We start from the raw sequence: 24,290 nt of genomic DNA on the forward strand, positions 1-24,290 counted from the left end.
CTTTTTCTTCACCTATAGCCTTACGGCTAATTTTGGGATTAAATCGAACTAGTCCACTCAAGCGTGAATAAGTCCATGATAGTCCGTATTGCACAGCTTTATGATCTAGATAGTTTAAATGCTCTGGAGGCTCAGCTTTTTGATGGGGATCGAATTTCACCCCGTCAGATGCGGCGGTTTATTAAATCACCCCAGAGCGTGCTGTTTGTCGCGGAAGATGAAGGCCGGATAGCTGGCTATGGGCTGGTGTTATTTCACCGGGGTACCCAGCTGGCGCGGTTGTATTCCCTTGCCGTCGATCCCGTTTATCGAGGCAGGCACATTGCTCAGCAGTTACTGTCTGCCTGTGAAGCGGCGGCACTGGAAAACGGTTTCAATACATTAAGGCTGGAAGTGCGCAATGACAATCTCGCGGCGCGAAATCTTTATGAAAAATGCGGTTATAAACCATTAAAAATTTTAATCCATTATTACGATGATCTGGCCGATGGCGTCAGGATGCAAAAACGCCTGAGCCCTATGGAAGCTAAGCATCTGCTGCCACTCCCTTTGTATGTGCAGACCACGCCGTTCACTTGTGGTCCGGCCTGCTTAATGATGAGTCTGTCTTATCTGGACCCAGCTTTTCAGCCCAGCCGGCAGACCGAGATGCAGCTGTGGCGGGAGGCTACCACTATCTTCATGGCCTCGGGGCACGGTGGGTGCAGCGGACACGGGTTGGCACTGGCGGCAAACCGGCGCGGGTGCAAAGTGGAATTGTGGGCTCAGTCGCTGTCAACGCCTTTTATAGACAGTGTTCGCGATCCCAGGAAAAAGGACATTATCGAGCTGGTCCATCAGGATTTTTGTCAGCAGATGGATGAGGCCGGTGTGCCTGTGGTGGATGCCATGCCGGCGGTTAGTCAGATTGAAGACTGGCTGAAGCAAGGGTACTGTTTGCTGATGCTGATCAGCACCTATCGTTTCAACGGCTGCAAAGAGCCACACTGGATTGTGCTGAGCGGCGTCAGCGAACAGTTCTTTTTCTTTCATGACCCTTTCGCCGAAGACAAGGCGGACAGCAGCCATCGCGCCCATATTCCGCTCAATAAAGCCGGGCTGAGCCAGATCCTCGGCTTTGGCCGCCAGAAACAGACGGCCTGTGTGGTGATCAAGTCCTAGCGGGCCGTGTCCTCTGGGGCATCACAGCCAGGGGCATGATGCTGATTGCTACATGCCGAACGGGAAATCTTTCATCCCTTGTTGCAGTTCTTCTCGCACCGGGGCTAAGGCTCTGGCGTAGGCTGCCAGAGATTTGATGGTATATCTCGCCCGGCCGTCGAATCGCTCATCGCTGACGGCCTTGTCCGCTGTCAGCAGAGTCTCACAGTCGCGGAAGATCAAATGATCCGGAATGAAGCACGCATGGTTGTTCTTACTGCCTGTCATGCGCAGCTCACTGATAGGGTAGACACCGTTCACGCTTGCGGAAACACTGGCCAGCAGTACGGGTTTGTGACCCAGTTCTGCCGACGTGCACAGCAACAGGAAGTTTTTGAGGGCCGGGGTTGCCATGCCATGCCATTCCGGTGTGATCAGTACCACAGCGTCCGATGTTTTCAGTTCTTCTGCGAGTGCTCGCCAGCCACTCCATTCCTCACTGCCACTCCAGACCCCTTCGTTCCAGAGCGGCAGATTAAGGGTACTTAAATCCATGATCTCTGCTTCCTCGAACCCTTGGCCATGAGCCAGTGCCTGTAAATAGGCTGCCGCCTTCACGCTGTGTGATTGTTCACGATGACTGCCTGAAATAATGCTGAGTTTCATAATGCTTTTCCTTATCGCTGAGAGGTTGCCGACTGATTCAGTGCTATAATAATTAAAACTTTTATGTAAGTATCTTTTATGAAAGATATGTAATGAAAGGTACGCCTGAGAAATCTTTTTTTCAAGTATCTTTTTGAAAAAATAGTTTGAGAGAATTATATGCATCACGATCATGTAGACAGGTTACTGACACAATGGCAACAGCAACGCCCTGATCTGGATTGTTCGCCAATGGCCGTGATTGGCCGCATAAGCCGCATGAGCAGACTGATCGACAAGAAAATAAATAAGACGTTTAAAAACTATGATTTAAGTGCGATTGAGTTTGATATCCTGGCAACATTGAGGCGTTGTAATACCCCTCTGACCCCGACCGAACTTTACCAGACCCTGATGCTGTCATCCGGTGCCATGAGTACCCGCATTGAGCAGTTGGCCAAGCGCGGGTTGATTGAACGCATAGCCAGCCCCGAAGACAGACGAAGCTGCAGTGTGGCGCTGACAGAGAAAGGCCGGGTTTTAATTGACCAGGCTGTTGAAGCGCATGTCGTTAATGAGAAAGCCATTCTTGATCCGCTGACACAAGAACAGCGACAGCAACTGGCTGCGCTGCTGAGAGCCTGGCTACTGAGCAATGAGTCCTGATCCTTCAGCCAGATAGGGCTATGATTTATTCAACAATCTGTTGTTCAATTTCATCAGTAATGTGAGAGGAATCAGACCAAAGTTCAGATTGGTACTACTGAGTTACATGCTTTCTGTCGATTTTATCTCTTGGTTTCTTTCGAACTGCAGGATAATTTCCTATAGTTTAGCGGCTATGCATGATTCACCGAAAGCGTGACCTGGAGCAAGGCAGGTAGGGCGGTAGCGACGGCATAATTAACAATAAGTTGTAAAATTACCAAAATATCGCCATGCTTATGGCCAGTTTGGCTGTGCAAACGCCGTTGAATTGGACATTCACTGCCGCACCACCGGTTGTGCTGTAGTGAAAAAATAACACATCAGGAACGTCATTATGTTGAAAAACATTAACCCCACGCAAACAACTGCCTGGCAGGCACTGACTGCCCATTTTGAACAGGCACAGGATCTTCAGCTCAGCGAGCTGTTTGCTAAAGACTCATCACGTTTCGAGACGTTTTCCGCGGCGTTCGGCAACGATATCCTGCTGGATTATTCAAAGAACCTTATCACTGAAGAAACGCTGGCCAAGCTGTTTGATCTGGCTGAACAGACCGAGCTGAAAACCGCCATTGCGTCTATGTTCAACGGTGAAAAAATTAACCGCACCGAAGACCGCGCCGTACTGCATGTCGCGCTGCGTAACCGCAGCAATACGCCAGTGCTGGTGGACGGCGAAGATGTAATGCCGCATGTGAATGCCGTGCTGGCGAAAATGCAGCAGTTCTCCGACCGTATTATTGGCGGTGACTGGAAAGGGTATACAGGCAAAGCCATCACAGATGTGGTCAATATCGGCATCGGTGGCTCTGATCTGGGTCCTTACATGGTGTCAGAAGCACTGGCGCCGTACAAAACCCGTCTCAACCTGCATTTTGTCTCTAATGTAGACGGCACCCATATTGCTGAAACCCTGAAGGGGCTGAACCCGGAAACGACTCTGTTCCTGGTGGCGTCAAAAACCTTCACCACTCAGGAAACCATGACCAACGCCCACTCGGCGCGTGACTGGTTCCTGGCTGAGGCCAAAGATCCAGCGCATGTAGCGAAGCACTTTGCCGCCCTGTCGACCAATGCCGGTGCGGTGTCTGCCTTTGGTATTGATACCGACAATATGTTCGAATTCTGGGACTGGGTCGGCGGCCGTTATTCACTGTGGTCAGCGATTGGTTTGTCGATCTGCCTGGCTGTGGGTTACGAGCGTTTCGAAGAACTGCTGGCCGGTGCGCATGCGATGGATAAGCATTTTGCACAAGCGCCGCTGACCGAGAATGTGCCGGTCATTCTGGCGCTGATTGGCCTGTGGTATAACAACTTCTTCGGTGCCGAATCCGAAGCCATTTTACCGTACGATCAGTATATGCACCGTTTTGCGGCTTACTTCCAGCAAGGCAACATGGAATCGAACGGTAAGTATGTCGACCGCGGCGGTAATCCTGTGGATTATCAGACCGGACCAATTATCTGGGGCGAACCGGGCACTAATGGTCAGCATGCGTTTTATCAGTTGATCCATCAGGGCACTAAGCTGATCCCGTGTGATTTTATTGCCCCGGCAATCAGCCACAATCAGTTGGGTGATCACCACCCTAAACTGATGGCAAATTTCTTTGCACAGACCGAAGCGCTGGCATTTGGTAAAACCCGCGAGCAGGTGGAAGCGGAATTCACCGCGGCAGGTAAAACGCCGGAGGAAGCCGCAGAGCTGGCGCCTTTTAAAGTGTTCGAAGGTAACCGTCCGACCAACTCCATTCTGGTTAAGCAAGTGACCCCGTATACCTTGGGTGCGCTGATCGCGATGTATGAGCATAAGATCTTCACCCAGGGCGTGATTTGGAATATCTACAGCTTCGATCAGTGGGGCGTTGAGCTGGGTAAACAGCTGGCCAATCAGATCCTGCCGGAGCTGGCGGACAACGCAGCGGTGAGCAGCCATGACAGCTCGACCAATGGCCTGATCAATACCTTTAAGCAATGGCGTCAGTAATCTTGACGAAAGCCTGAAATGATAAAACGCCGCTTTTGCGGCGTTTTTCTTAGTTGCGGTATGCCTTACGGTTAAGACAGGGCGACCACTTCGCTGGCTTGTGGGCCTTTCTGGCCGTCAGTAACGATAAACTCAACGTTTTGGCCTTCTCTCAGGGTACGACGTCCCTGAGCCTGAATGGCGCTGAAGTGAACAAATACATCTTTGCCATCAGCAGCAGAGATAAAACCAAAACCTTTATCATCGTTGAACCATTTAACGGTTCCTGTCAGTTTGCTCATTTGACGATCTTTCCTTTGTAATCTATTCCTTGCGTTACCCGAAGGCAGGCAACACGAATGCTATTAACAGGTATCTTTATAGGTGAGTAGATACCTAAATAGCATTTCCAGTCTAGATCGTAACCGGAATGCGGGGCAATGATTTATGCGTTATTTATGCAAAAAGAGTGAAAGGGTTAAGCATAGTCACGGCAATAGGTCAGGCCAGTTTGCACTGGCCTGCAGAAAAAGAAGTGGTGTTTGAAAGCGTTAGCGGTCGAAGCTGATTTCGATGAAGGCTTTGCCGTATTCAGATTCAAACGGCATGATGATGATCGCCCCTTCACTCTTGTGCGTGATGGTGTGGCCGCGGCCTGACACAACTGCGGGGGTGGCCATTTCAAAGTCATAGCCTTTTTCAGACAGAATACGTTTAGCACCACCTGTGACCATATTGGTGATCTCGCCAACCATATCGGTGACTTCATCATTGATGCCATTTGGCCGCTCGCCCAGCATGCGCTGCATAATTTCCAGCGCGAGGCCTTCATCAAAGGTAATGGACATCGAGCCTCTGGTCTGCGGACCAATCATACCAATCAGGCCAGATACATCACCTCGGGCGACTTCATCTTTTTTCAGCAGAGGTTTTTGCGGGGCCAGCTCCATTGACGCCATGGTCTTGAGCACATTCAGCAGAGAGGCCAGAAACGGGTTTACAAATTCTGCTCGCATAGGATCTGGATTGCCTTGTTGTTGTTCAGAAACGGACTACTTCTTATGTTGGCATGCTTGGCACACACCGTGGCTTTCAACCACATGGTGAGAAATCTGAAAGCCCTGTTGTTGTGCCTTTAGTTTTAGCATTTTAGCCAATTCATCGTCGTGACATTCCTCCACATGACTGCATTCATCGCAAATTAATAGCTGTGAACAATGAGAGGCATGGTCCAACAGATTGCAGGCGATATAACTGTTTGTCGACTCGACTTTATGGACAAAGCCCTGGGCCAGCAGAAAGTCGAGTGCGCGGTACACAGTGGGAGGCTTGGCCTGAGGTTCAGTTTCCCGAAGCAAATCAAGCAGCTCGTAGGCGCTGATTGAACTTTGGCGTTCAACAATCAGCTCCAGTACTTTCTGGCGTTGCGGGGTCAGCCGGACTCCACGTTGATCACAGAGTGTTTGGGCCTGATTCAGCAGTTGCATATGATTTGCCATACTTCCTCAAAAAAGCGACTAGCGTCATAGTCTATCATAGCATTTCAAAAACCTAGCTCTGAGAGACATAATCCATTACGGATGGACAAAATTTTCGTGTAACTGATCACATTCGCATCAGCGGTTAAGTCGCTGACGGTATGAACGATTGATTCATTGACTGGTTTGTAAGTCAAAAAATGCCGCCTATTCAGGACATGGTGCTTTCAGCGCCGGCAGTCATCTGCCATTGCTGTTGTCCTGAACAATGCGAGGCAAAGTGTATGCAGAAACCACTAAATGGCAAGCAGGACTTAAAGGGCCGGGTGATCTTTTCAGGGCCAACGTCGCTCTGGCCCCGGATAAGAGCTATTGCAGATTCTGGAAAGTGTCACAATCTTTGGGATTGCCGGATTCGAACCCTTTGCGAAACCAACTTGCCCGCTGCTCAGAGGTACCGTGAGTAAAGGCATCTGGCTGTACGGCCTGACCTGCCATTTCCTGCAGCCTGTCGTCACCCACGGAACTGGCGGCTTTCAGCCCTTCTTCAATGTCGCCGGGCTCCAGCAACTGCATGTCATTGTGAACATAGTAGCCCCAGACACCGGCATAGCAGTCGGCCTGTAGCTCAAGCATCACGCTTAAGCGATTGGCATCGGTTTCGCTGGCCTGCTGCTGCATTTGAGCGACCTGCTTGTTGGTGCCCAGCACGTTTTGCACATGATGACCCACCTCGTGTGCTATCACATAGGCAAAAGCAAAATCACCGGGCGCCCCCAGTTTTTTCAGCTCATCCATAAAGCTGAGATCCAGATACACCTTGCTGTCGGCAGGACAATAAAATGGCCCGGACTGTGCCTGACCCATGCCACAGCCTGTCTGGGTGATATTGTTGTACAACACCAGCTGCGGTTCGGGATACTGGCCGTCGAACAGCTTGCTCCACACGGTTTCTGTGGTGCCCAGAATCGCCGCGACAAACTGAGCCTCTTCGTCACTGGCCGGTAAGCCACCGGTTTGTGCGCCTTCCTGTTGCTGCATCGCCCCGGAACCGGGCTGAACGTCCATCATTCCGGATCCACCGGTAAAATACTGATAAGCCAAGTATATCCCGCCGACAACCAGAATAAGTTTACCTACTTTGGTTTTGAGCAGGAAAGGGAGAAAACGCAGTAATCCAGCGACCGCCATCCCGGAGTGAGCTGGCCCCTGACCGCGTCTGTCATCAATGTTGGTACTTTGTTTGGTCTTGCGCCAGCGCATAGGTTTTCCCCTGAGTCGTGAAGAGGTTCTCAACAAGTCTGAACGAAAAGTGCCCTTTTTTCCTGTTACACCCTGAGACGGGAGGCATTTTCATTCAGCAGCACAACACGCTTTTCAGTTAGCCGAGATCTTCTGCTTTGCAAATCCGTGAAAAATCAGCATTTTGGTCTGCTGTAAAGCCTGGTCTCTGCAATCTTATGACTGATTTTTATTGTGATGATTTTAACTTGATGAAATATAAGAAGTGATCAGCAGGTTTTTTACCTGTTCGGATTTGTTTACATCCTTCAGTTATCAGGTTAAGTCCATCATAGTGGCCAGATAGCGATATAAAAACAGCAGGTTACTTATGCCTTGCTATGAGTCTCAACTTGTATGTAACCACGCATCTCTCTGTTTCATTAATAAAATTTGGTGTTTTCATCTTATGTATAAGGGCGTAGTTGCGTATAGGTTTTAACTGTGCCTGATGTGAGGGGTAGGCAATTCCAAGTAACGGACAAACATAAAAAAGGACTAACAATGTTTAAGACAATGCTAGGTTGCTGTATCACGTCTGCGCTGGTATTAGCCAGTGCTGCCATTCAGGCTGAAGACTCGCAGTTTGCAGTAAGTTCGGAGTCACAGGCCAGGCTGATCACCGCGGCACCTGAGAAGGCCGTCGCCAATCAGTATATTGTGGTGTTAAAAGAACCGGCGTATATCGCCAATGATATCGCCGCGCGTGTCGAGTTTGTGGCCCGTACTGTCGAGTCTATCAGTACACTTCATGCTGTGACTGCTGAAAGGGTGTTTGATTCTGCCCTGAGCGGCTTTGTCGCTGAGCTGACGGCAGAGCAACTCAATACACTTCGTCAGGACAATCAGGTTGACTACATAGAGCAGGATCAGCGGATTTCACTTGATCCGGTTTTCCCTGAAGCTTTTGATGCCCAGCAGACCAATGCCACCTGGGGCTTGGATCGTGTGGATCAGCGCAACCTGCCGCTGGACGGTAATTTTGTCACTCAATATAACGGCGCAGGCGTGACGGCGTACGTCATTGATACCGGTGTCACCACCACCCATGCCGAGTTCGGCGGTCGTGCCCGTTCCGGCTACGATTTCGTCGATAACGACAGCAATGCCACCGACTGTAATGGTCACGGTACGCATGTTGCCGGCACCATTGGCGGTACGCGCTACGGTGTGGCGAAGAACGTCAGCCTGGTCGGGGTGCGGGTACTGAGCTGTAATGGCTCGGGCACCACATCAGGGGTGATTGCCGGTGTTGACTGGGTGAAGCAGAATGCCACTGGTCCTTCTGTGGCGAATATGAGCCTGGGCGGCGGTATTTCGACCGCACTGGACAGCGCCATCAACAGCGCGGTGAATTCAGGCGTCAGCTTTATGCTGGCAGCGGGAAATGAGAATCAGGATGCTTGCAATGTCTCACCCGCCAGGGTGGCAAATGGTATCACTGTCGGCTCGACAACCAGTTCTGATCAGCGTTCCAGCTTTTCTAACTGGGGCAGCTGTGTCGACATTTTTGCGCCGGGATCCTCCATTACCTCCGCCTGGTATGACGGCAGCTACAAAACCATCAGCGGAACCTCGATGGCCACACCGCACGTTGCCGGGGTCGCTGCGCTGTATCTCGATGAGTATCCGAACCTGACCCCTTCTCAGGTCAGTCAGTTACTGACCCAGCGCGGCACTACAGGTAAAGTGAGTGATTCACGCAATAGCCTTAATCTGCTGGCTTACAGCGGTACAGATAATGGCGGCGGCGATCCGGGTACACCGTCAGACGGCAAACTGGAAAACGGTAAAGTGCAAAGTGGCCTGAACGGGACGTCCGGTAGTGAGCAGCATTACTACATTGATGTGCCGGCAGGGCGTACCTTAACTGTCCGTACCTATGGCGGAACGGGGGATGCCGATCTGTATGTTCGCCTCGGGCAGAAAGCCACCAAATCCAGCTGGGATTGCCGGCCTTACCGTGCGGGTAACAGCGAAACCTGCTCTATCACCCCCACTCAGTCTGGTCGCTACCACATCATGCTGAATGGCTATAACGCCTATGGCAGCCTGTCGCTGCAGGCTAGCTTCTGAATCGTTATCGCCGATAAATTGATGACTGCCGCGCCCCGGACAAGGACAGTTCAGGGCGTTTTTTTGTTAACCTTTATTCAGTCGTTGAAATGCGACGCTCTGCACCGGATAACCCGACTAGCTTTAATGAAGCTGAGCGAGCACTTCTGCCGCTCTGTTTTGCCTGTCATTCGCAATCCGGCCAACACCGGTTAAGGAGCCGTAATGGGTTTGTTCAACGATATTCTCAACAAGCTTGGCTTTGGAAAAAAATCACCCCAGACACCAACGCCATCTTCCAACGTCACATTTGCCCCCGATGAAACGCCTGCACCCGCGTCTCCGGCTGAGCCAGCCGCTCCGGCCATGGAAACTGTGGATGTGGTTGCCAAACTGGAAGCTATGGCGGCTGACCATCCGGAAGCACTGAACTGGAAAACCTCTATTGTCGATTTGCTGAAACTGCTGGGCCTCGACAGCAGCCTGTCGGCCCGCAAAGAACTGGCGACTGAACTGGGCTGCCCCGCAGACAAAATGGCCGACTCCGCCCAAATGAATATGTGGCTGCATAAAACCGTGCTGCAGAAACTGGCCGACAACGGCGGTAAAGTGCCGGATGAACTGCTGTGACATTTGCTGTTACTGCTGTGGACAAAAAGCCCCTGAGAGTAGGGGCTTGTGGTGAAACGAAATAAAACGCACAAAAGCTGAACCGTTATTACATATCAATGTAATCAATCATGATTTTCGAAATTTTACCATCCAGGCCATTGATGTAAGTGCTGTCGCATTTCACCTTTCCGTCAGCATAGCTTCCATCGGAGTTGAAAGTGCCAACAATTGCCTCATCAACCGGACCCATTACAGTAACACGAGCCCAGTCATCGCTTTCAGACGCCGATGGGCTATCGTAGACCTTGATGACGGTAATGCCGCTTGGAATATTTTGAAGTTTCAGGGAACGTGCTTCGTCATTTGAAAAACCATGATCACCACTTTTACAGTCGATATTATAGTTTTGACCGCCGTTTAGCGTATTACCCACTTGATCCTGAGTGCCGCCATTTCCTTCCCAAAATGTAATTTGTCCAGCCATGTTGAATTTCCTTGATGTTGTTGTTTGTGTTTATGTGCACATCATATGCAATAACAACAATAGAAAGGATTTTGAAAAAGGCACTACCGATTGTGTGAAATCACACGTAAGTTTATAAACAAACGAAACCGACGAAATAGAAATGCTGCAACAGCCGACGGCTGGCCTCTCTCCAGCATTGGCCGCGGTAACGCAAGATTTCAATCCCTAAGCTGATCTGATACGCGGGTTATGTTGAAATCTCAGCTCGTTTCTTCTTTTTGCTGCATGGCGTAACCCACGTACTTATCGATGGTCAGTGCGGGCATGTCTACAGTCTTTTTCCTGATCATTTTGTATTCTGCATGTATAATACGCCCCTGCTTTTTAACGAAGATAGTTGCTTTGTACCGCCTGTTGTCGCTTTCGATGTCGTTTTCGACGATGAATGAGGCGAGATTGTCCTGCTCTGGAAGGGGACTGCGAGGGTACAGTGAACGGAATTCGGGCAATTTCAATTGAAGTGACAGGAAATTCAGAATGACGCTACACACTGAAAATACTCAGGAAAATCGCGGCCTCGCTGGCGATCACCCCTCATGCCGCTTTTCGGTGGCGCCTATGTTGGATAATGCGCACAATTAGCGTCATTTCTGGGCTCGTGCGCAATATACGTACCGAATGCGTACTTGAATTACTGACCGTCTTTCTTGCCAAACATATAGCCAAGAATAGAGCCAAACAAAACCCCCATAGTTGAATCCATCTTACCTTCGTAAGTCAGCCAAGTTGCAGCGACTAATGCACCGCCAGCCAAAATGTATCGGGGCCAAGTATCAAGTAAGTGCTTTTTAAACCGTGCCTCCATCCATCTGTTAGAAAACTTTTGGAAGTGATCGGTTTGCATGAAATGAAGTACCAGAGCAAAAGCAGGTAAAAGTTGATTCTGCTTTTCTAATGATTGCTTTAATTCATCAAGCTTTTCTGGATCTTGAGCGATTTCATTTGCGAGTTTAAATATATCACTTGAGTTACCTACTAAATCTAAATCAGTGTTTTTCTTTTCATTATCCATTGTTACATCCTTTGTCCAGACCAAACTACCTCACCAACCACTTCAAAATCATTACTCATGACTTCTTCTTTGCTCAGTTCCCAGGGTTGGTAACTGTCATTGTCACTAGTGACGGACAGGCCGTGCTTTGAAAATTGCAGACGCTTAACCATCAACTGACCATCAAAGCGGAAAACGTAGATCCCATCCCCTGTATACTGATCCACACGGTTTACCATCACCAAAGAACCATTTTTGAGCGTAGGGTACATACTGTCGCCCTTGACTGGCATCAAAAAAATGTTGTTCGCGTTTACGCCTATCTCGTTGTTGATGAATGACTCACTGAATACGATGTCACTGGACTTCTCTTCACTCACCACCAAAGCACCGTGCCCGGCGCTAACTTCAACTTCATATAAATCCAAATGTACATAACCTCTAGGCGGAGCAATTACCCCATTTTGTGATACCTGTCTCGCTTTTATGAAAATATCTTCAGGGATGTGATCGCGGTACTTCCAGTTAGAAATGGTCTTTGGGGATTTACCTAAAACCCTTGCCAGATCTACGTTCTTGGCAGTGTTGGTGAGCTTCTTCAGTTCCTTAAGTTGTTCCTCAAAAGTTCCCATTTCAGTCTCCTGGTGTATTTATGGGGTTGATTTGCTCTCTTTGATCCTCAATAATTCCCTTTGTCGTCATTGAGGGATGTTTAAGGTTGTTTGGATTGCCCTAAATGTCTCCAAGTTTACTACATGGAGAATTTATGAACACTAGTTTTGCTTTATTTGCCCGTTTTGAAAGCCCAATTGTCGAACTGAAGCAGGTCTCACAAGAGTTCTTTGGTGTCACACCGAAGACAGCAGAACAAAGAGCGAAGGCTTGTGACTTCCCTGTACCGACCTTCAAGTTGCGTGACTCAGAACGTTGTCCGACCATGATCAAAATTGAGGATTTGGCTGCCCACATCGACAAGAAATACGCAGAAGCGCAAGCGGAATGGCGTTCGGTACACGGCTAACAAGACAGAGCATGAGAAAGCTATCTGAAGTGAATTTGCAACGTTGGCTGACTGTTTGGCTAAACCGGCACGATTTCAACGTTCAAATATTATCTGTGTTTCTTCCTTTGGCCCTTGTAACCAGAATGCCAGTTAATGAATTGGTGATTGAGTGTCTGAGGGCCGAGTCTGAAATGGTTGTGAAGCTTGGTAGAGGAAAACTTTGAATGCATCCGATTCACGCCCCTTGCCCGGACATGGCTGGCATGGTCAGCCCTGATCCCGAGAAACGCCAGCGTGCTGTGTTCCTGCTGGGTAAGTTGCGGGAAAAGCACGGGATAAGAAAGCGCACCTACACACCCCGCCCGATGAACTACAAATGCACGCCAACAGGCTGCTATGAGGTCAATGAGTAATGCAACACGGTACGGTTTTTACTCGTCATTTCTTAAAACGTCTCCCGCAAGTCGTCCGTCAGGATATCCGCACCAAGATAGCCAGCCGCCAACAGCGCGGCGGGGCTACCCGTGACAACCTTGACCGCTTCAGTGATGAGGTGGTGAAGTTCGGTTTGAAAGTCGCCCCCTTCATTGAAAACAAGTTTTCTTTTGTGGACAGTCGCAACAAGGTCAACGCCGAGCGTCTGAGCCACAACATTCTGATGCGAGACGAGGCTGTGCGTAAGCTGGCCCGTCTGGTTGCTGATGAGAATATGCAGGCAATGAAAGACATTGACCCGCAGGTTTTTGACAGCTTTCTGGAAGCCATGAAGCACATCTATTCTGTGCTGGCTGAGAATATCCGCGCCATTTCCATTAACCCGCCAGTCATGCCGGGCGACAAAATGGAAGAAGAACGGGCCGAGCAAGAACTCACGGCTTCAGTGCTGAAAATGCAGTCTGAAGAGTGGATTGAGCGCCGCCTGTTACACCTTCGGGCGCAGTACATCGAGTACGCCCAGATTGCCCTTGAGCGCGTCGGCGACAAGGGGCACCAGTCCAAATATATTTCCTATCCGTCTTTCCAGAACTGGAAGAACAAGCAGCGTGAAGCGGAACGCTTCATTCAGGGCACAGTGGTTTACAACGAAGCCACCGGGGAGCATTTCGACCTTGCCGAAGTGATCAAACGCACCACGGCCAACCCGGAAAACCGCCGCATTGAAATGATGGTACGTTCACGCGGCTTTGAAGAGCTGGCGCAGGATTTAGGTTACACCGCGTTATTCCTGACGTGGACATTGCCGAGTAAGTACCACCGCAATTCCAGCAAGTGGAACGGTGCCACGGTGAAAGAAGGCCATAGCAATCTGATGCAGCAGTGGGCGCAGGCCCGTGCCCTGATTGCCAAAGAAGATATTCACTACTTCGGTTTTCGCGTGGCGGAGCCGCACAAAGACGGCACCAGCCATGGCCACTATTTTCTGTTCTGCGATCCGAAAGATAAAGACACCCTGATTAACATCATTTCCGGCGTGGCGACCAGTGAAGACAGAGCCGAGCTGGGAGACGACATTTCCCCGCGCTTTGACGTCAAGGAAGCCGACCCGGCTAAGGGCGGCGCTACGGCCTATATCGCGAAATACGTTTCGAAAAACATCAACGGCAAGCACATGCCGGACACCGAAGCCGAAGAAAGCGCCTTTCGCGTTCGTGCGTGGGCCTCGGTTCACCGTATCCGCCAGTTTCAGCAGTTCGGCGGTGAGCCTGTTTCCCTGTGGCGCCATCTGCGCCGGGCCACCGAAGAACAAACCCGCATTGATCCCAAACTCGAAGCGCTGCGACAGGCGGCAGATTCCTCTAAGTGGGCGCTGTTTTGCCAGCTCGCCGCTGATGCGCAGTTGGCTTATGAAGAAAAACAGAACCAGTACGGCGAGAGCGTGAAAAAGGCTATCGGCTTTCACTGGGTTTCTGAAGGGGTGAGTACTTTCATTTCGACATGCAACGAGACCTACCGATTAGTGAAAAAGTCGGAGTTAGGGGCGCTGTTAGAGTCGCGGAGCGGCTCCCCTTGGAGCACTGAAAATAACTGTAACCCCATGCTCGGAGAGCACTTAAAACAGGTGACCGGATGGAGCCATGCCGGGGTGCAGTGCCTGATTAAACCCATATTGGCCGGGGCCAAAGTGCCAATAGACAAAGATTGTCAGCTCAAACTGGCAAATAACCGCTTAATTGTGACCCGAGGATAATTTGATGATTGAAACCATGACCGCCCAGCAGCTACGCCATGCCGAGAAAGCCATTGATACGGCAGAAGCCTTATCCGTGGAGGTGAAAGGCGAGATTGAAAAGCTCAAAGCGCTGGATATGAAAGTGCTGGTGAAAAAGGTCTCTGCCGTGATGTTCAGCGGCGGCTCCCTGAGTCTGGAGGCTATCGGCCTGCCTGCAGACTTTTTTGACAAGCTGGAAATGCTCGACGGGATCAGCGCGAAAGCCCGTGCCGGTTATCGGGCTGAAGTACAAGCCCGCTTGGCACAACTGGAAGGGGGCGAGGATGAGTAAGAACCCGACCCGCGGCTATATCCGCTGCACGGTGCCCGAGTGTGGCGAGGTCTGCACGGTACACATGACCGGGGAGCACCGCCTGATGGAATCCGGCGAGCCACCGAAGAACCCGCGCAATATCGGCAAGCTCTATTACCGTTGCCCGCGTTGCGGGAACAGCACAAACAGTACGTCAATGCATGAGCACATTGAAAAGCACAAGGTAGATACGGTTCAGGCGCTGGGTGACGCGCCTGTTACACCTGTTCAGGAACCTGTTAGTGAACCCGTTCAGGAAACCGTTCCGGATTCGGTTCAAAGCGTTAGCCTGAGCGTTTCCCAAACCAGTGAGGACGGGTTACCCGCGTTAACGGAACCGGAGAAAGCCCCCGCGCAAGATGTCCCGAAAATAGCGTGGAAAACCCTGTATCCGTGGTTAGTCGGGTTATTTGTACTGGTAATGATTTTAATTGGTCTGTGTAAAGGTAAAAAAGATGACAGCAACAGCGGAAAACTTGCAGCAAATTGAGGCGTTTGACCTCGTAGAAGAACAGCCCCAGGCGGATGACTGGGCGGACTGGGGGGCAGCGATTCAGCAACTTGAATCTCAGGAAGTACCAGAGCCGGATGAAGTGGCGCAGGACGCCGCCAACGATGAAGACGCGGCAGAAGCCGCGGTTGATTTGCTGGACTTGGGTTTTGTCCTGTCAGAGCAGGCGATCACCTTCGCTATCGGTCTGGACTTTGAATATGACGAGAAAGCCAAGGCCAAGGTATTAAAAGCGGCCGGGCCATTGATGCAAAAGCACGGCGCGACGTGGTTGAACTGGCTCGGCCAATACAAGGAAGAGATCCTGTTCTTGGTGGCGGTCATTGGACTGGGTGGCGTCACGGCCCGTCAGGTGAAAGGGCTTCGGGCCGAGAAGCGCGCCCAACTGGCAGAAGAGAAAGCACAGCAGGAGGTGGACAATGGCGAAAAAGCCAACCCTGAACCTGCCGCGGCCTAAGAATTCCAATACCCACTTAGACCCGTTGCACCGGGTGATTATCGGCGGCACCGGCAGCGGTAAAACCTCACTGGTCAAGCATGCAAAATTCATCACCGCCAAGGCACAGGCGGTGTTCTTTGACCCTTACGAAAACTACGCCGGGAAACCCTTTCAGGGCCAGCAGGTCAGAGGCTTCCACTCGAAGGTGGATTTCCTCAAAGCGCTGGTCAAAGCCCGGCAGGGAAACAGCGCCTTTAAAATTGCTTATATCCCGGCTGACTTGGTGTTTGAGGAGCTGGAATTTTTCTCGGCCGCGGCGTGGTCGGTGCTCGATGGCTGCAAAGCCCCGCTGGAAATCTGCATTGAAGAACTGGCGTCCTGCTCGCTCACGTCCGGCACCCTGAAAGGGAAAACCGGAGAGCTGCTGCGCGGTGCCCGCCAGTATGGCGGCATTGTGACGACCGTGTTTCAGCGCGGGCAGGAAGTGCCGAAAACCATCACCACTCAGTCACCGACATGGTATCTGTGTGCGGTCAATTCGATGAACGATGCCAAGTACCTGTCTGATGCGAAATCTGTGCCGGTGGCAGACATTGCGGCCTTGCGCTCGGCCAAAGTGAACAAGCTGGAAATCAACAAGCCGATCGCGGATTTCATCCACGTCGAGGACGGCGTGGGGAACTATCAGAAAGGGGCACTGAACTGCCAGACGGGCCGCAAAGTGGCCCTGAGCTACCGGAAAAACAGCAAAAAAGCAGCGTGATGCCCGTCACGTTTAAACCTATAGGTTACCCGCCTAACCTATAGGTTTCTCCTCATTTCCAACCTGCCAAAAAGTCGTTTTCATAGCGGCACCGAAACGGTTCAACCAACAACACAAAGGAACGCTATGAAAAAAGAGCACAAAGTCATGCTGATCACTGTGGTGGTCACTTTGCTGATCATTGCGGTGATCAATAACGTGTCTTCGCTGAAGACGCTGAAAGAAACAATTTACGGCGATGGGTGGTTTTAATCATGAATGTAGTAGCAGTAACGCCAGAAGCGCAGGCGCAAGCCCTAGCGAATTACAAATACGAAGGGGTGAAACAGCTCAAACTGTCGAGCTTTAGCGGTGTGACCTATAACGGTCGTTCAACGCTGACGATCCCGACAGGCCAGACGTTTGACTCGTTCATGTTTAACACCAACCTGCCGCTTGAACGGCTGGAAATCACGTTCCGCCTGAACAGTAACGCGTTTATCAGCGGTATTCCGGCAACCTTCTTCCGTACGCTGGAGCAGTACAAACAACTGGATGTGCCCGCGTCGCTCGCCCCGCAGGGTGAGCAGGTCTTTATCGTGTCCTTTGCCGATCTGTCTCTGAAGCTCAAAGACGGCCAGCAACTGACCTCACTGGTTACCATGCTGGGTGAGTCACTACAGATTCAGGTTGATATTGCGGCCAAGCAGGACGGCGACCCGGACAGCCCGACTCTTGAAGTCATTGCCGAGACCAACAAGCCGCAGGCATTGCGTATGTATCTGCCGCGTCTGGAGCGTTTGCAGATTGATATGCCCGCGCAGGGCACCAACACCTTTAACACCCTGCCGAACGACATGAAGCGCAGCATTCGCCGCATGCACTTCATGACGGATGCGATTGAAGAGCTGGAAATCAAGCGCGATGACAACGTGGCCTATGAGACCACCGCCTGGCGTGAGCGTTACATGGCAAACCGCAACGATCTGATGTGGCAGGACGGTATGTTCCATCTGGATTTTCTGATGCGCGGCTTTATCCGCAATGAAATGTTCCCGACGGCCCGTGCCAAAGAGCTGCTGTTTACCTTCAAGACGAAAAAGCCCGCGGGCAGCGTCACCGTGATTACTGAATACCTGGACGTTGAGCGCACGGCGGCACAGGTCAAGGGCTAAGGGGGCAACATGCTGGATTGGCTCAATGATGCGGTGGACAAAGGTAGTGAGATGCTGGGCGGGGCGTGGGAAGACACGACGGAGTTTGCGGGCGGTTGGTGGAATGATTACCTCGACAGCAAGCCGACACCGAACAGCACCCAAGACCCGAGCGCCAACGAAACGGGCAACACGGCGACAGTCACCCAGCAGCACCCCCAGTCTTTCCATTATGGCTGGATCATCGGCGGGGCGGTTGTCCTGCTGTTGGTCATCGTTTTGTTAATGCGGAGGTAATCAATGCCTTTAGTACCTCTATTAATCGGCGGTGGTGTGTTGTGGGGCAGCGGCGCCCTTGTGGGCGGCTCCCTCGGCTATACCGCTGCAGATGGCACTAAGTACCTGAGTGCGGGTGTGATAGCCGTAGGCGTCATCGTGCTGGTGCTGGCCTTTCTCTATTTTCGTAAGAAGGGGGCGTTGTGAGCGGATCATCTTCTGGCGGTTTAGCCAGTCTGGCCGGAACCGCCGCCGGGGCCAGTATGGGCTTTCCCGGCATGGATATGTCCGGGGCACTTGGTGCGCTGGAGTCAGTGAGTGACAGCGGGCCAATGACCACCACCAACGGCCCGGTCGAAATGAACTTCGAGGCGGGGGGCGTGACCTTCGGGGCGAAAACCCCGAATTACACCCTAATCGTGGTGGCAATCGCGGCCATGGTGCTGCTGTTTTTCTACCTGAGGGGGCGCTGATATGGGCTTATTCAGTACGAAAAAGAGTGCGAACAGCAACATCAACAACAGCGTTAACACCTCCAACAGCATGGGCGTCAGCGGTGCGAACAACGGCATGATGTTCAGTGGCATTGATGGCAGCGTCACCATGACTGACCACGGTGCCATGGAGGCCGCGGGGGAAATGGCCAGTGATGCCATGACCCTTGGCTCGAATGCGTTAGCGTCGAATAACAGCGCCTTGACGGATGCGTTTAGTTTTGGACTGGAAACCTTCAACGGGGCGCTGAGTTCCCTTGGTGGCATGGCCTCCAACCAGAGCAATCTGGCCTCGCAGTCCATGCAGTTGGCGAACAGCATCAATGCCAGCGCCAACACAGGCGGGGCCAGTGACATAGGACGACAGAACACTCAGGTCATGATGGCCTTTGCGGCGGTCATCGGCTTGGTGCTGCTGGTTGTGGTTCTTAAGAGGTAGCGGGATGTATCAGACACAGAAAATCATCGAAGTACAGCTACAGGCCGGAGAGAAAATTATCTCGGCTGTCAGTCAGTACCTGTTAATCCGTGACTGCTCCCATACCGTCACCTTGCTGGCAAAAACCCAGAACCGGGAGCTTGGCACGGAGCTGAAGAAAAATGACGTGGTGCCGCTGGGCGGCTTTGAGACCATCGAGCTGTACAACCATCACAGCACAGCGGTCACGCTGAAATATCAGCTCACCGATATTCCGGTCAACACCCAGTCTGACGCGGTGGCTATCAGTGGCGCGGTGGAGGTGCACAGCATCCGTGAACCCGTGACCATTGATGCCATTCAGCAGACAGTGCCCGTTGCGTTTGATACGCCTGTGTCGATTGCCAACTGGCCCGCGGTGCAGCCTGTGAGCGGAAAGATCACCGTAGGCAATTTGCCCGAGGTGCAGGCAGTGAGCGGGGAAATGGCGATCACCAACCTGCCCGCGGTGCAGAGTATCCAAGGTCAAGTTGAGATCACCAATCAACCGCAGGTGCAGGAGGTCAGTGGTCTGGTTGCGGTGGCGCGTAGTGATGCGCTCGCCAGTGCGGTGATCCCATTAGAGCAGGCAACCACCACGCAACTTCTCGCCGCCGACAGTCAGCGCCAGTCGGTACTGGTACAGACAGACAAAGCCCTGTTCGTCGGGGGTGAGGGCGTGGATAACCTGACGGGCATTTACATTGCCGCTGGGGAATCCATGACGCTGGATACCGGGGCGGCGGTGTATGGCTATGCGCTGGAAGGGGCCACGGTTCGGACACTGGCAGAGGTGCGCCATGGCTAGATTACACGGTGGCGGCGGCGGAAGCTGGAAAAGCGGTGATATCAAGATCCATAACGGCACCCTTGAATCTATCCCGCTGGGTTGGGTGCTCTGTGACGGCCAGAACGGCACACCGGACTTGTGCGACCGGGCGATGGTCGGTGCGGGCCGGGCGTACAGCCCGAATCAGGCATTCGGGACAGACAGCCGGGCGACAGGGAATCACACCCTGTCATCTAATCAGCTTCCCAGCTCGTCCATGACCTATCAGCGCACCAGTAACTTTCAAATCTCCAGCATTAGTAACGCGGGGGTGGCGAATCGCTCTGTGCCTAACAATGGCTGGAGTGCGTACGCCGAGACGGGGCGCTCTTCACCGCGGACACTGGGCTTACGGCTGCATAACGCCAGCACCTATGTCAGCACGCCGGGCAGCGGGCAATCACACAACCATGGTCACGTCGATGTGCGTCAAAAGTCGGTGGCCGTTATTTGGATTATGAAGTTATGAGAATTACAGCAGTCACACAAGATCAGCTCATCGTCATTGATGGTGTGCCGGCCTTCTTGGGACACATCGGCGGCTATGCCATGCGACAGGGTGAATGGGCGGTTGATTTCAACACCCTGACCGGGCTGGGCCATATCGAATACACGGATAACCGCCCGAATCAGGTTATCGACAGCACAGTGTTTAACGCCGCCTATGGGTGGCTGATTGACGAGCACACACGCTATGTCACGGCCATGGCCGAACAACACGCAGCAGAGGAAGCGGCACGCAATGAGCAGCAACAAAATCTTATTGATACTGAGTCTGATGGTAATGGGGTTAGCAGCAATGACGATGTATAAGCCGCGGGGCATCCGCAACAACAATCCGGGCAATATCGAAGACAACGGCACCGCATGGCGTGGCCGCGTCGGTAACGATGGCCGCTTTGTCATTTTCGACAGACCGGAAAACGGCATCCGTGCGCTGGCGCGGACGCTGAAGACCTATCGCAACCTGCACGGCCTGACCACAGTGCGCGGCATCATCAACCGCTGGGCACCGCCCGTAGAGAATGACACCAGCGCCTATGTGAACCACGTCGCCGGGGCGCTGGGCGTGTCGCCGGACACCTCGCTGTCAGAAGCGGAAACCATGGACATCGTGCCCCTGATTATCCGCCATGAGAACGGTATGCAGCCTTACAGCGCCAAGATGCTCAATGCGGGCATTCAGGCGGCATAAGGGGGAAGGATGCTCGGTGCATTATTGAATCTGATCACGGGCGGGGTGACGGCATGGCAGCAGCATAGCCGCAACAAGGCTGAAGCCCTGAAACGCAAAGACGAACTGGAGCAGGCCAAACACACAGCCAGGTTAAAACGGCTGGAATACGGGGACGAGAAAGCCGCCACTCTGGACGAACTGAGCATCAAGGGCCGGGGCTGGAAAGATGAATTTATCTTACTGGTTGTCTTCACGCCCCTGATGCTGTGCTTCTGGCCTGACTATGCGGTGTATGTGGATGCAGGTTTTCAGGCGCTCAGCAGCATTCCTGAGCCTTACTGGTACGTGGTCGGGGCCATTGTCGTGGATGTGCTGGGGATGCGCTCTATGGTGCGCTACCTGCTGGAATTCTTCTCACACAAATTCAGAGGGAAACCAACTTGATAGAGATACTGCAACAACTGACCGCAATGGGTTTACCACCCACCATGATCGCGCTGCTCATCGTGCTGTATAAGCAGGATAAGCGCCTAACAATATTGGAAACGAACGTACAACTGGGGAAAAAGCATGGCTAAGACAGGACTGAAACGTAACGGCACACTGAAGAAAGGCTACCGCTTCGCGAAAGGTGGGCGAGTGGTGAAAGCGAAGAATGCGACGGTGAAGAGGAAATGTTCTCGCTAAGTAGCAAAAAAACTTAACGTCCCAATGATTTCTGACTGAAAACCCTTGGGGCGTTAAGCGATTGAGGTAGCAAATCAGGGGTGACGCTGTCTCGAATGGAAAATACGTAAGATCTTGATTGCTTTGCTGCTTTGGCTTACTACATAATAGATAAGGTATCTAGTCCCAGTGACATAGAGAGTGCGCCCTTCCATCCCATCACTCACAGCTTTACCACTATATGGTAAAATCGCTAGATTATTCGCAGCTTCTTGTATTTTGTTGTCAACACTGTCAGCTACATTTTCTGAAGCGTTCTCGTGCAAATATTTGTAATGGTTAGCTCGATCTTGTAGCGCATCCATTTCCCATTCAACTTCATAATCCTGCATAGTTTATTCCTCACTATTATTATCCAAAGAGAAGATGATTTGTTTATCGCTGATCTCTAGAGATTCCTCAATGCACTCCCTTTTTATTGGCATTTTTGCAATATCCGTTGAGAGTTTTGCATGGCCACCTTTTAGAGTGTATCGAATAAGGCCAGTAGGAGATTCGGGTTTCCCTCCAACATTGAATCCATCCCCTTCGTTTACTCTGATCATCCATCGTCTGCTGTTCGGATCATGCAGGATGTCGACTTTGTCACCATGTTTGATATTCGCTTTGTCCATCAGAGGTGTTGAGACTCTTATGGACATTTCTTCACTTTTTGTTGATTGCTTATATGAATGTGTCATGGTGACTGACGCCTTAGAACCTCGTCTGGTTGAGGCTTTGCTTTCTTTTAGTTGGCTTTCAAATGCCATATCTTTGTCCTCTTTTTTCACGTTAGATATTAGTCTAACACCTGATCTTCAAGATCGGGAAACTGTTTTTTATGATTTGTTTCTTATTCGTTTTTCTTGTTTTTCTTGTTTGTCATGACGATTGGATTTCCATGAACAAAGCGTGATTACATAAGTTGATGAAATATAAGTTATTTTAATGTGACAAGATGTCTGTTGTCACACTTGTGTGACGTATTATTTTATTTTGTTATCACAGCTGTGCTAACATGAGGGTGTGAACAACGAGGATAGGAGTAAGTGATGGAAGCTCGAATTCAGTTTAGAGTTGATGAGCAAACTAAAAAGTTAGCTCAAGAGGCTGCAGAAAGCCGAAAAACGACTTTAAGTGATGAATGCCGCAAGTTGACAGAAGCTCTGGCCAATGAACAAAGAGCTAAAGAAGCCCATGAAGATTGGCTTAATTCTGAAATTGATAAAGCTTATAAGCGTTTTGAGTCCGGAGAGGCTGAATTTGTTTCCAGTAAAGAAGCTGAACGAATTATGGCCGAAATGAAAGCAAAAATAAAATCAGGTCGCTAAAGCGTTGAAATATATAAGTTATCTTAGGTTTTTTTTAGTATAAAGGCTCCCTTAATGGGAGCTTTTATTAATTCTTTTAAGCAGATGCAGCTGAAACTAGTAGGATTCATGCAATTTATGCGGATGCAACTGCGTATACACCTGCCAAAGAATGTTCAGGTTTCGGTGTCCCGTCACCTGTGCCACATCTTCAATGCTGTAACCCCGCTCAAACAAGCGGCTTGCACCTTCCCGGCGTAAGTCGTGATAACGCAAGTCCTCAATCCCTAAGCTGTTTCTGACGCGCTGAAAACCTGCTGTGACGCTTCGCGGGTTGTAAGGGAATATCAGCTCATTACTTCTTTCTTGCCGCATGGCGATCTCAAAGGACTCGCCCAGCAGTGGCACAATCATGTGATTACCTTCTTTCTTACGTGGGTCTTTGCGATCCCGGACAAGAATCGTTTTGTGTGGTTCGTTGAGGTCTTCCCAGCGCAGACGGCAAACTTCCCCGATGCGCATACAGGTCAGAATGCTGAAATCCAGAATATCGACAAATGGTATCCGGGTTTTTCCGTTGCTGCGGTAGGACTGGCGGGCAAGCAGCCCCTCTTTCAAAAGCTCCAGTTCTTCTCCGGTTGGCCGTCGGGTACGTTTCTGACTTTTACCCACTAAACCCATATCAATAAGTACGGGTACAGCTTCCTCAAAAATGGCATGGTTGGCTTCAACATTGAATACCGGGCCTGCTTTCTTCATCACTGAGCGCAGATAAGCTATATCGTGATAAATCGTTGCGGGCTGTGCTCCGGCGGCTTTCCTGTGTCGGCAGTGTTGAATCAGATCACTGGTTTTTAGTTTGTTACTCTCTACTAATGAGATATCACAGTCCCGGAGCATCCGAAGTACGTATTGTTTCGTCCGGCCCGTTCTGTCCCATAAGTCCCTATCACCTATGTACATATCCAGCAGAGCCGACAACAAAACGGTCTTCAAACCGGAGAACATGGGGTTTTCCAGTTCGTTCAAACGCTTGCGGGCGTAGGTTCGGGCGAGTTCTTTTTTCCTGAATGTTTTGGACTCTCTGTGTATAATCTGCGAATCCTTTTTGACGATGAGTTCAACTGTATAGCGGCTTTCACCGCTTTTCAGCGTACGTTTTCTAATGCTGAATGATGCCATTGTCCTACTCTTTTTATACGTACCATATACGTACGAATTGAAGATTCGGGGCGAGAGGTTAGCAAACTCATGTATATATATACAGTA

Annotated in this window: 35 protein-coding genes; 24 read left to right on the forward strand and 11 right to left on the reverse strand. The window is 51.0% G+C overall.

Going from position 1 to position 24,290, the window contains the following annotated elements; all coding sequences use genetic code 11:
* The first annotated feature begins 75 nt into the window (after window positions 1-75).
* Window positions 76-1,161 (forward strand): GNAT family N-acetyltransferase/peptidase C39 family protein, encoded by a 1,086-nt coding sequence (locus Q4491_RS17765; RefSeq protein ID WP_192017363.1) that lies wholly within the window; start codon window positions 76-78, stop codon window positions 1,159-1,161.
* Window positions 1,162-1,209: 48 nt separating this feature from the next.
* Here Q4491_RS17765 and Q4491_RS17770 read toward each other — a convergent pair whose 3' ends face one another.
* Window positions 1,210-1,806, reverse strand: a complete 597-nt coding sequence (locus tag Q4491_RS17770; RefSeq protein WP_192017364.1) for an NADPH-dependent FMN reductase — start codon at window positions 1,804-1,806, stop codon at window positions 1,210-1,212.
* Between the two features lie 159 nt (window positions 1,807-1,965).
* Here Q4491_RS17770 and Q4491_RS17775 point away from each other — a divergent pair, with 159 nt between their 5' ends.
* The gene (locus Q4491_RS17775) at window positions 1,966-2,451 is read left to right on the forward strand and encodes a MarR family winged helix-turn-helix transcriptional regulator (protein ID WP_303459504.1); all 486 of its coding nucleotides are present in this window, start codon (window positions 1,966-1,968) and stop codon (window positions 2,449-2,451) included.
* Between the two features lie 376 nt (window positions 2,452-2,827).
* Window positions 2,828-4,480, forward strand: coding sequence for a glucose-6-phosphate isomerase (gene pgi / locus Q4491_RS17780; protein ID WP_303459507.1), 1,653 nt, complete (start codon window positions 2,828-2,830; stop codon window positions 4,478-4,480).
* 71 nt (window positions 4,481-4,551) lie between these two features.
* Here pgi and Q4491_RS17785 read toward each other — a convergent pair whose 3' ends face one another.
* The 4 genes from Q4491_RS17785 to Q4491_RS17800 form a co-directional block, all read right to left on the reverse strand.
* A complete protein-coding gene (locus Q4491_RS17785) occupies window positions 4,552-4,761 on the reverse strand; it encodes a cold-shock protein (protein ID WP_027254038.1) in 210 nt (69 codons plus the stop codon).
* Window positions 4,762-5,010: 249 nt separating this feature from the next.
* On the reverse strand, window positions 5,011-5,475 hold the full coding sequence (locus Q4491_RS17790) for a chemotaxis protein CheX (RefSeq protein WP_027254037.1): 465 nt from the start codon (window positions 5,473-5,475) through the stop codon (window positions 5,011-5,013).
* A 36-nt stretch (window positions 5,476-5,511) separates the two neighbouring features.
* On the reverse strand, window positions 5,512-5,958 hold the full coding sequence (gene zur / locus Q4491_RS17795; protein ID WP_192017367.1) for a zinc uptake transcriptional repressor Zur: 447 nt from the start codon (window positions 5,956-5,958) through the stop codon (window positions 5,512-5,514).
* A gap of 348 nt (window positions 5,959-6,306) precedes the next feature.
* The gene (locus Q4491_RS17800; protein ID WP_192017368.1) at window positions 6,307-7,200 is read right to left on the reverse strand and encodes a neutral zinc metallopeptidase; all 894 of its coding nucleotides are present in this window, start codon (window positions 7,198-7,200) and stop codon (window positions 6,307-6,309) included.
* A 522-nt stretch (window positions 7,201-7,722) separates the two neighbouring features.
* Between Q4491_RS17800 and Q4491_RS17805 the strand changes: the two genes are divergently transcribed.
* Both Q4491_RS17805 and Q4491_RS17810 read left to right on the forward strand, forming a co-directional pair.
* Window positions 7,723-9,294: a S8 family peptidase gene (locus Q4491_RS17805; protein WP_192017369.1), complete on the forward strand. Its 1,572-nt coding sequence runs from the start codon at window positions 7,723-7,725 to the stop codon at window positions 9,292-9,294.
* 204 nt (window positions 9,295-9,498) lie between these two features.
* Window positions 9,499-9,903 carry a DUF3597 domain-containing protein gene (locus Q4491_RS17810; protein ID WP_237796218.1) on the forward strand — a complete coding sequence of 135 codons (405 nt, stop codon included), beginning with the start codon at window positions 9,499-9,501 and terminating at the stop codon, window positions 9,901-9,903.
* Window positions 9,904-9,991: 88 nt separating this feature from the next.
* Here the strand turns inward: Q4491_RS17810 and Q4491_RS17815 are convergent, their stop codons facing one another.
* The 3 genes from Q4491_RS17815 to Q4491_RS17825 all read right to left on the reverse strand — a co-directional run bounded on the left by Q4491_RS17815 (window position 9,992) and on the right by Q4491_RS17825 (window position 12,034).
* Window positions 9,992-10,369 carry a hypothetical protein gene (locus Q4491_RS17815; protein ID WP_237796217.1) on the reverse strand — a complete coding sequence of 126 codons (378 nt, stop codon included), beginning with the start codon at window positions 10,367-10,369 and terminating at the stop codon, window positions 9,992-9,994.
* A gap of 673 nt (window positions 10,370-11,042) precedes the next feature.
* Window positions 11,043-11,423, reverse strand: a complete 381-nt coding sequence (locus tag Q4491_RS17820) for a hypothetical protein (RefSeq protein ID WP_303459514.1) — start codon at window positions 11,421-11,423, stop codon at window positions 11,043-11,045.
* A 2-nt stretch (window positions 11,424-11,425) separates the two neighbouring features.
* Window positions 11,426-12,034, reverse strand: a complete 609-nt coding sequence (locus Q4491_RS17825; protein WP_303459517.1) for a S24 family peptidase — start codon at window positions 12,032-12,034, stop codon at window positions 11,426-11,428.
* Between the two features lie 134 nt (window positions 12,035-12,168).
* On the opposite strand from Q4491_RS17825, the gene Q4491_RS17830 reads away from it, so the two are divergent.
* The 18 genes from Q4491_RS17830 (at window position 12,169) to Q4491_RS17915 (ending at window position 21,450) form a co-directional block, all read left to right on the forward strand.
* Window positions 12,169-12,423, forward strand: coding sequence for a pyocin activator PrtN family protein (locus Q4491_RS17830; protein ID WP_218386882.1), 255 nt, complete (start codon window positions 12,169-12,171; stop codon window positions 12,421-12,423).
* A gap of 206 nt (window positions 12,424-12,629) precedes the next feature.
* Complete coding sequence (locus tag Q4491_RS17835; RefSeq protein ID WP_303459524.1) at window positions 12,630-12,818, forward strand: hypothetical protein; 189 nt, start codon at window positions 12,630-12,632, stop codon at window positions 12,816-12,818.
* Complete coding sequence (locus Q4491_RS17840; protein ID WP_303459526.1) at window positions 12,818-14,593, forward strand: replication endonuclease; 1,776 nt, start codon at window positions 12,818-12,820, stop codon at window positions 14,591-14,593. The genes Q4491_RS17835 and Q4491_RS17840 overlap by 1 nt, the downstream gene beginning before the upstream one ends.
* A 4-nt stretch (window positions 14,594-14,597) precedes the next feature.
* On the forward strand, window positions 14,598-14,906 hold the full coding sequence (locus Q4491_RS17845; protein WP_303459529.1) for a hypothetical protein: 309 nt from the start codon (window positions 14,598-14,600) through the stop codon (window positions 14,904-14,906).
* Entirely contained in the window at window positions 14,899-15,417 is a 519-nt protein-coding gene (locus tag Q4491_RS17850; RefSeq protein WP_303459531.1) for a hypothetical protein, read from the forward strand. Before Q4491_RS17845 ends, Q4491_RS17850 begins: the two co-directional genes overlap by 8 nt.
* Window positions 15,383-15,895 carry a hypothetical protein gene (locus Q4491_RS17855; RefSeq protein WP_192015891.1) on the forward strand — a complete coding sequence of 171 codons (513 nt, stop codon included), beginning with the start codon at window positions 15,383-15,385 and terminating at the stop codon, window positions 15,893-15,895. Before Q4491_RS17850 ends, Q4491_RS17855 begins: the two co-directional genes overlap by 35 nt.
* A complete protein-coding gene (locus Q4491_RS17860; RefSeq protein ID WP_303459536.1) occupies window positions 15,858-16,640 on the forward strand; it encodes a hypothetical protein in 783 nt (260 codons plus the stop codon). The genes Q4491_RS17855 and Q4491_RS17860 overlap by 38 nt, the downstream gene beginning before the upstream one ends.
* Window positions 16,641-16,766: 126 nt before the next feature.
* A complete protein-coding gene (locus Q4491_RS17865; RefSeq protein WP_255558100.1) occupies window positions 16,767-16,892 on the forward strand; it encodes a hypothetical protein in 126 nt (41 codons plus the stop codon).
* Window positions 16,893-16,894: 2 nt separating this feature from the next.
* On the forward strand, window positions 16,895-17,794 hold the full coding sequence (locus tag Q4491_RS17870) for a major capsid protein P2 (RefSeq protein WP_303459539.1): 900 nt from the start codon (window positions 16,895-16,897) through the stop codon (window positions 17,792-17,794).
* Window positions 17,795-17,803: 9 nt separating this feature from the next.
* Window positions 17,804-18,070, forward strand: a complete 267-nt coding sequence (locus tag Q4491_RS17875; protein ID WP_161442358.1) for a hypothetical protein — start codon at window positions 17,804-17,806, stop codon at window positions 18,068-18,070.
* A 3-nt stretch (window positions 18,071-18,073) separates the two neighbouring features.
* Window positions 18,074-18,256: a hypothetical protein gene (locus Q4491_RS17880; protein ID WP_027253759.1), complete on the forward strand. Its 183-nt coding sequence runs from the start codon at window positions 18,074-18,076 to the stop codon at window positions 18,254-18,256.
* The gene (locus Q4491_RS17885; RefSeq protein WP_120513245.1) at window positions 18,253-18,522 is read left to right on the forward strand and encodes a hypothetical protein; all 270 of its coding nucleotides are present in this window, start codon (window positions 18,253-18,255) and stop codon (window positions 18,520-18,522) included. The genes Q4491_RS17880 and Q4491_RS17885 overlap by 4 nt, the downstream gene beginning before the upstream one ends.
* Before the next feature lies 1 nt (window position 18,523).
* Window positions 18,524-18,982, forward strand: coding sequence for a hypothetical protein (locus tag Q4491_RS17890; RefSeq protein ID WP_161442356.1), 459 nt, complete (start codon window positions 18,524-18,526; stop codon window positions 18,980-18,982).
* A 4-nt stretch (window positions 18,983-18,986) separates the two neighbouring features.
* Window positions 18,987-19,808, forward strand: coding sequence for a hypothetical protein (locus Q4491_RS17895; RefSeq protein ID WP_303459546.1), 822 nt, complete (start codon window positions 18,987-18,989; stop codon window positions 19,806-19,808).
* A complete protein-coding gene (locus Q4491_RS17900; RefSeq protein ID WP_303459549.1) occupies window positions 19,801-20,298 on the forward strand; it encodes a hypothetical protein in 498 nt (165 codons plus the stop codon). The genes Q4491_RS17895 and Q4491_RS17900 overlap by 8 nt, the downstream gene beginning before the upstream one ends.
* Entirely contained in the window at window positions 20,295-20,642 is a 348-nt protein-coding gene (locus Q4491_RS17905; protein ID WP_303459551.1) for a hypothetical protein, read from the forward strand. The genes Q4491_RS17900 and Q4491_RS17905 overlap by 4 nt, the downstream gene beginning before the upstream one ends.
* A complete protein-coding gene (locus Q4491_RS17910) occupies window positions 20,629-21,024 on the forward strand; it encodes a structural protein (protein WP_303459554.1) in 396 nt (131 codons plus the stop codon). The genes Q4491_RS17905 and Q4491_RS17910 overlap by 14 nt, the downstream gene beginning before the upstream one ends.
* 9 nt (window positions 21,025-21,033) lie before the next feature.
* Entirely contained in the window at window positions 21,034-21,450 is a 417-nt protein-coding gene (locus Q4491_RS17915) for a hypothetical protein (RefSeq protein ID WP_303459556.1), read from the forward strand.
* Window positions 21,451-21,767: 317 nt separating this feature from the next.
* On the opposite strand, the gene Q4491_RS17920 is transcribed toward Q4491_RS17915, so the two are convergent.
* The gene (locus tag Q4491_RS17920; RefSeq protein WP_303459559.1) at window positions 21,768-22,064 is read right to left on the reverse strand and encodes a type II toxin-antitoxin system RelE/ParE family toxin; all 297 of its coding nucleotides are present in this window, start codon (window positions 22,062-22,064) and stop codon (window positions 21,768-21,770) included.
* A gap of 3 nt (window positions 22,065-22,067) precedes the next feature.
* On the reverse strand, window positions 22,068-22,481 hold the full coding sequence (locus Q4491_RS17925) for a hypothetical protein (protein WP_303459561.1): 414 nt from the start codon (window positions 22,479-22,481) through the stop codon (window positions 22,068-22,070).
* 282 nt (window positions 22,482-22,763) lie between these two features.
* Between Q4491_RS17925 and Q4491_RS17930 the strand changes: the two genes are divergently transcribed.
* Window positions 22,764-23,042, forward strand: a complete 279-nt coding sequence (locus tag Q4491_RS17930) for a damage-inducible protein J (RefSeq protein WP_303459564.1) — start codon at window positions 22,764-22,766, stop codon at window positions 23,040-23,042.
* A gap of 96 nt (window positions 23,043-23,138) precedes the next feature.
* Here the strand turns inward: Q4491_RS17930 and Q4491_RS17935 are convergent, their stop codons facing one another.
* The gene (locus tag Q4491_RS17935; RefSeq protein ID WP_303459567.1) at window positions 23,139-24,203 is read right to left on the reverse strand and encodes a site-specific integrase; all 1,065 of its coding nucleotides are present in this window, start codon (window positions 24,201-24,203) and stop codon (window positions 23,139-23,141) included.
* Window positions 24,204-24,290: the final 87 nt, after the last annotated feature.

The sequence above is a fragment of the Photobacterium sp. 2_MG-2023 genome, assembly GCF_030547675.1.
GTDB classification, from domain to species: domain Bacteria; phylum Pseudomonadota; class Gammaproteobacteria; order Enterobacterales; family Vibrionaceae; genus Photobacterium; species Photobacterium arenosum.

Excerpts from the sequence above, each read along its gene's own strand:
- Q4491_RS17765 (WP_192017363.1), top strand. The coding sequence starts at position 76 with ATGATAGTCCGTATTGCACAGCTTTATGATCTAGATAGTTTAAATGCT.
- Q4491_RS17770 (WP_192017364.1), bottom strand. The coding sequence starts at position 1,806 with ATGAAACTCAGCATTATTTCAGGCAGTCATCGTGAACAATCACACAGC.
- Q4491_RS17775 (WP_303459504.1), top strand. The coding sequence starts at position 1,966 with ATGCATCACGATCATGTAGACAGGTTACTGACACAATGGCAACAGCAA.
- pgi (WP_303459507.1), top strand. The coding sequence starts at position 2,828 with ATGTTGAAAAACATTAACCCCACGCAAACAACTGCCTGGCAGGCACTG.
- Q4491_RS17785 (WP_027254038.1), bottom strand. The coding sequence starts at position 4,761 with ATGAGCAAACTGACAGGAACCGTTAAATGGTTCAACGATGATAAAGGT.
- Q4491_RS17790 (WP_027254037.1), bottom strand. The coding sequence starts at position 5,475 with ATGCGAGCAGAATTTGTAAACCCGTTTCTGGCCTCTCTGCTGAATGTG.
- zur (WP_192017367.1), bottom strand. The coding sequence starts at position 5,958 with ATGGCAAATCATATGCAACTGCTGAATCAGGCCCAAACACTCTGTGAT.
- Q4491_RS17800 (WP_192017368.1), bottom strand. The coding sequence starts at position 7,200 with ATGCGCTGGCGCAAGACCAAACAAAGTACCAACATTGATGACAGACGC.
- Q4491_RS17805 (WP_192017369.1), top strand. The coding sequence starts at position 7,723 with ATGTTTAAGACAATGCTAGGTTGCTGTATCACGTCTGCGCTGGTATTA.
- Q4491_RS17810 (WP_237796218.1), top strand. The coding sequence starts at position 9,499 with ATGGGTTTGTTCAACGATATTCTCAACAAGCTTGGCTTTGGAAAAAAA.
- Q4491_RS17815 (WP_237796217.1), bottom strand. The coding sequence starts at position 10,369 with ATGGCTGGACAAATTACATTTTGGGAAGGAAATGGCGGCACTCAGGAT.
- Q4491_RS17820 (WP_303459514.1), bottom strand. The coding sequence starts at position 11,423 with ATGGATAATGAAAAGAAAAACACTGATTTAGATTTAGTAGGTAACTCA.
- Q4491_RS17825 (WP_303459517.1), bottom strand. The coding sequence starts at position 12,034 with ATGGGAACTTTTGAGGAACAACTTAAGGAACTGAAGAAGCTCACCAAC.
- Q4491_RS17830 (WP_218386882.1), top strand. The coding sequence starts at position 12,169 with ATGAACACTAGTTTTGCTTTATTTGCCCGTTTTGAAAGCCCAATTGTC.
- Q4491_RS17835 (WP_303459524.1), top strand. The coding sequence starts at position 12,630 with ATGCATCCGATTCACGCCCCTTGCCCGGACATGGCTGGCATGGTCAGC.
- Q4491_RS17840 (WP_303459526.1), top strand. The coding sequence starts at position 12,818 with ATGCAACACGGTACGGTTTTTACTCGTCATTTCTTAAAACGTCTCCCG.
- Q4491_RS17845 (WP_303459529.1), top strand. The coding sequence starts at position 14,598 with ATGATTGAAACCATGACCGCCCAGCAGCTACGCCATGCCGAGAAAGCC.
- Q4491_RS17850 (WP_303459531.1), top strand. The coding sequence starts at position 14,899 with ATGAGTAAGAACCCGACCCGCGGCTATATCCGCTGCACGGTGCCCGAG.
- Q4491_RS17855 (WP_192015891.1), top strand. The coding sequence starts at position 15,383 with ATGACAGCAACAGCGGAAAACTTGCAGCAAATTGAGGCGTTTGACCTC.
- Q4491_RS17860 (WP_303459536.1), top strand. The coding sequence starts at position 15,858 with ATGGCGAAAAAGCCAACCCTGAACCTGCCGCGGCCTAAGAATTCCAAT.
- Q4491_RS17865 (WP_255558100.1), top strand. The coding sequence starts at position 16,767 with ATGAAAAAAGAGCACAAAGTCATGCTGATCACTGTGGTGGTCACTTTG.
- Q4491_RS17870 (WP_303459539.1), top strand. The coding sequence starts at position 16,895 with ATGAATGTAGTAGCAGTAACGCCAGAAGCGCAGGCGCAAGCCCTAGCG.
- Q4491_RS17875 (WP_161442358.1), top strand. The coding sequence starts at position 17,804 with ATGCTGGATTGGCTCAATGATGCGGTGGACAAAGGTAGTGAGATGCTG.
- Q4491_RS17880 (WP_027253759.1), top strand. The coding sequence starts at position 18,074 with ATGCCTTTAGTACCTCTATTAATCGGCGGTGGTGTGTTGTGGGGCAGC.
- Q4491_RS17890 (WP_161442356.1), top strand. The coding sequence starts at position 18,524 with ATGGGCTTATTCAGTACGAAAAAGAGTGCGAACAGCAACATCAACAAC.
- Q4491_RS17895 (WP_303459546.1), top strand. The coding sequence starts at position 18,987 with ATGTATCAGACACAGAAAATCATCGAAGTACAGCTACAGGCCGGAGAG.
- Q4491_RS17900 (WP_303459549.1), top strand. The coding sequence starts at position 19,801 with ATGGCTAGATTACACGGTGGCGGCGGCGGAAGCTGGAAAAGCGGTGAT.
- Q4491_RS17905 (WP_303459551.1), top strand. The coding sequence starts at position 20,295 with ATGAGAATTACAGCAGTCACACAAGATCAGCTCATCGTCATTGATGGT.
- Q4491_RS17910 (WP_303459554.1), top strand. The coding sequence starts at position 20,629 with ATGACGATGTATAAGCCGCGGGGCATCCGCAACAACAATCCGGGCAAT.
- Q4491_RS17915 (WP_303459556.1), top strand. The coding sequence starts at position 21,034 with ATGCTCGGTGCATTATTGAATCTGATCACGGGCGGGGTGACGGCATGG.
- Q4491_RS17920 (WP_303459559.1), bottom strand. The coding sequence starts at position 22,064 with ATGCAGGATTATGAAGTTGAATGGGAAATGGATGCGCTACAAGATCGA.
- Q4491_RS17925 (WP_303459561.1), bottom strand. The coding sequence starts at position 22,481 with ATGGCATTTGAAAGCCAACTAAAAGAAAGCAAAGCCTCAACCAGACGA.
- Q4491_RS17930 (WP_303459564.1), top strand. The coding sequence starts at position 22,764 with ATGGAAGCTCGAATTCAGTTTAGAGTTGATGAGCAAACTAAAAAGTTA.
- Q4491_RS17935 (WP_303459567.1), bottom strand. The coding sequence starts at position 24,203 with ATGGCATCATTCAGCATTAGAAAACGTACGCTGAAAAGCGGTGAAAGC.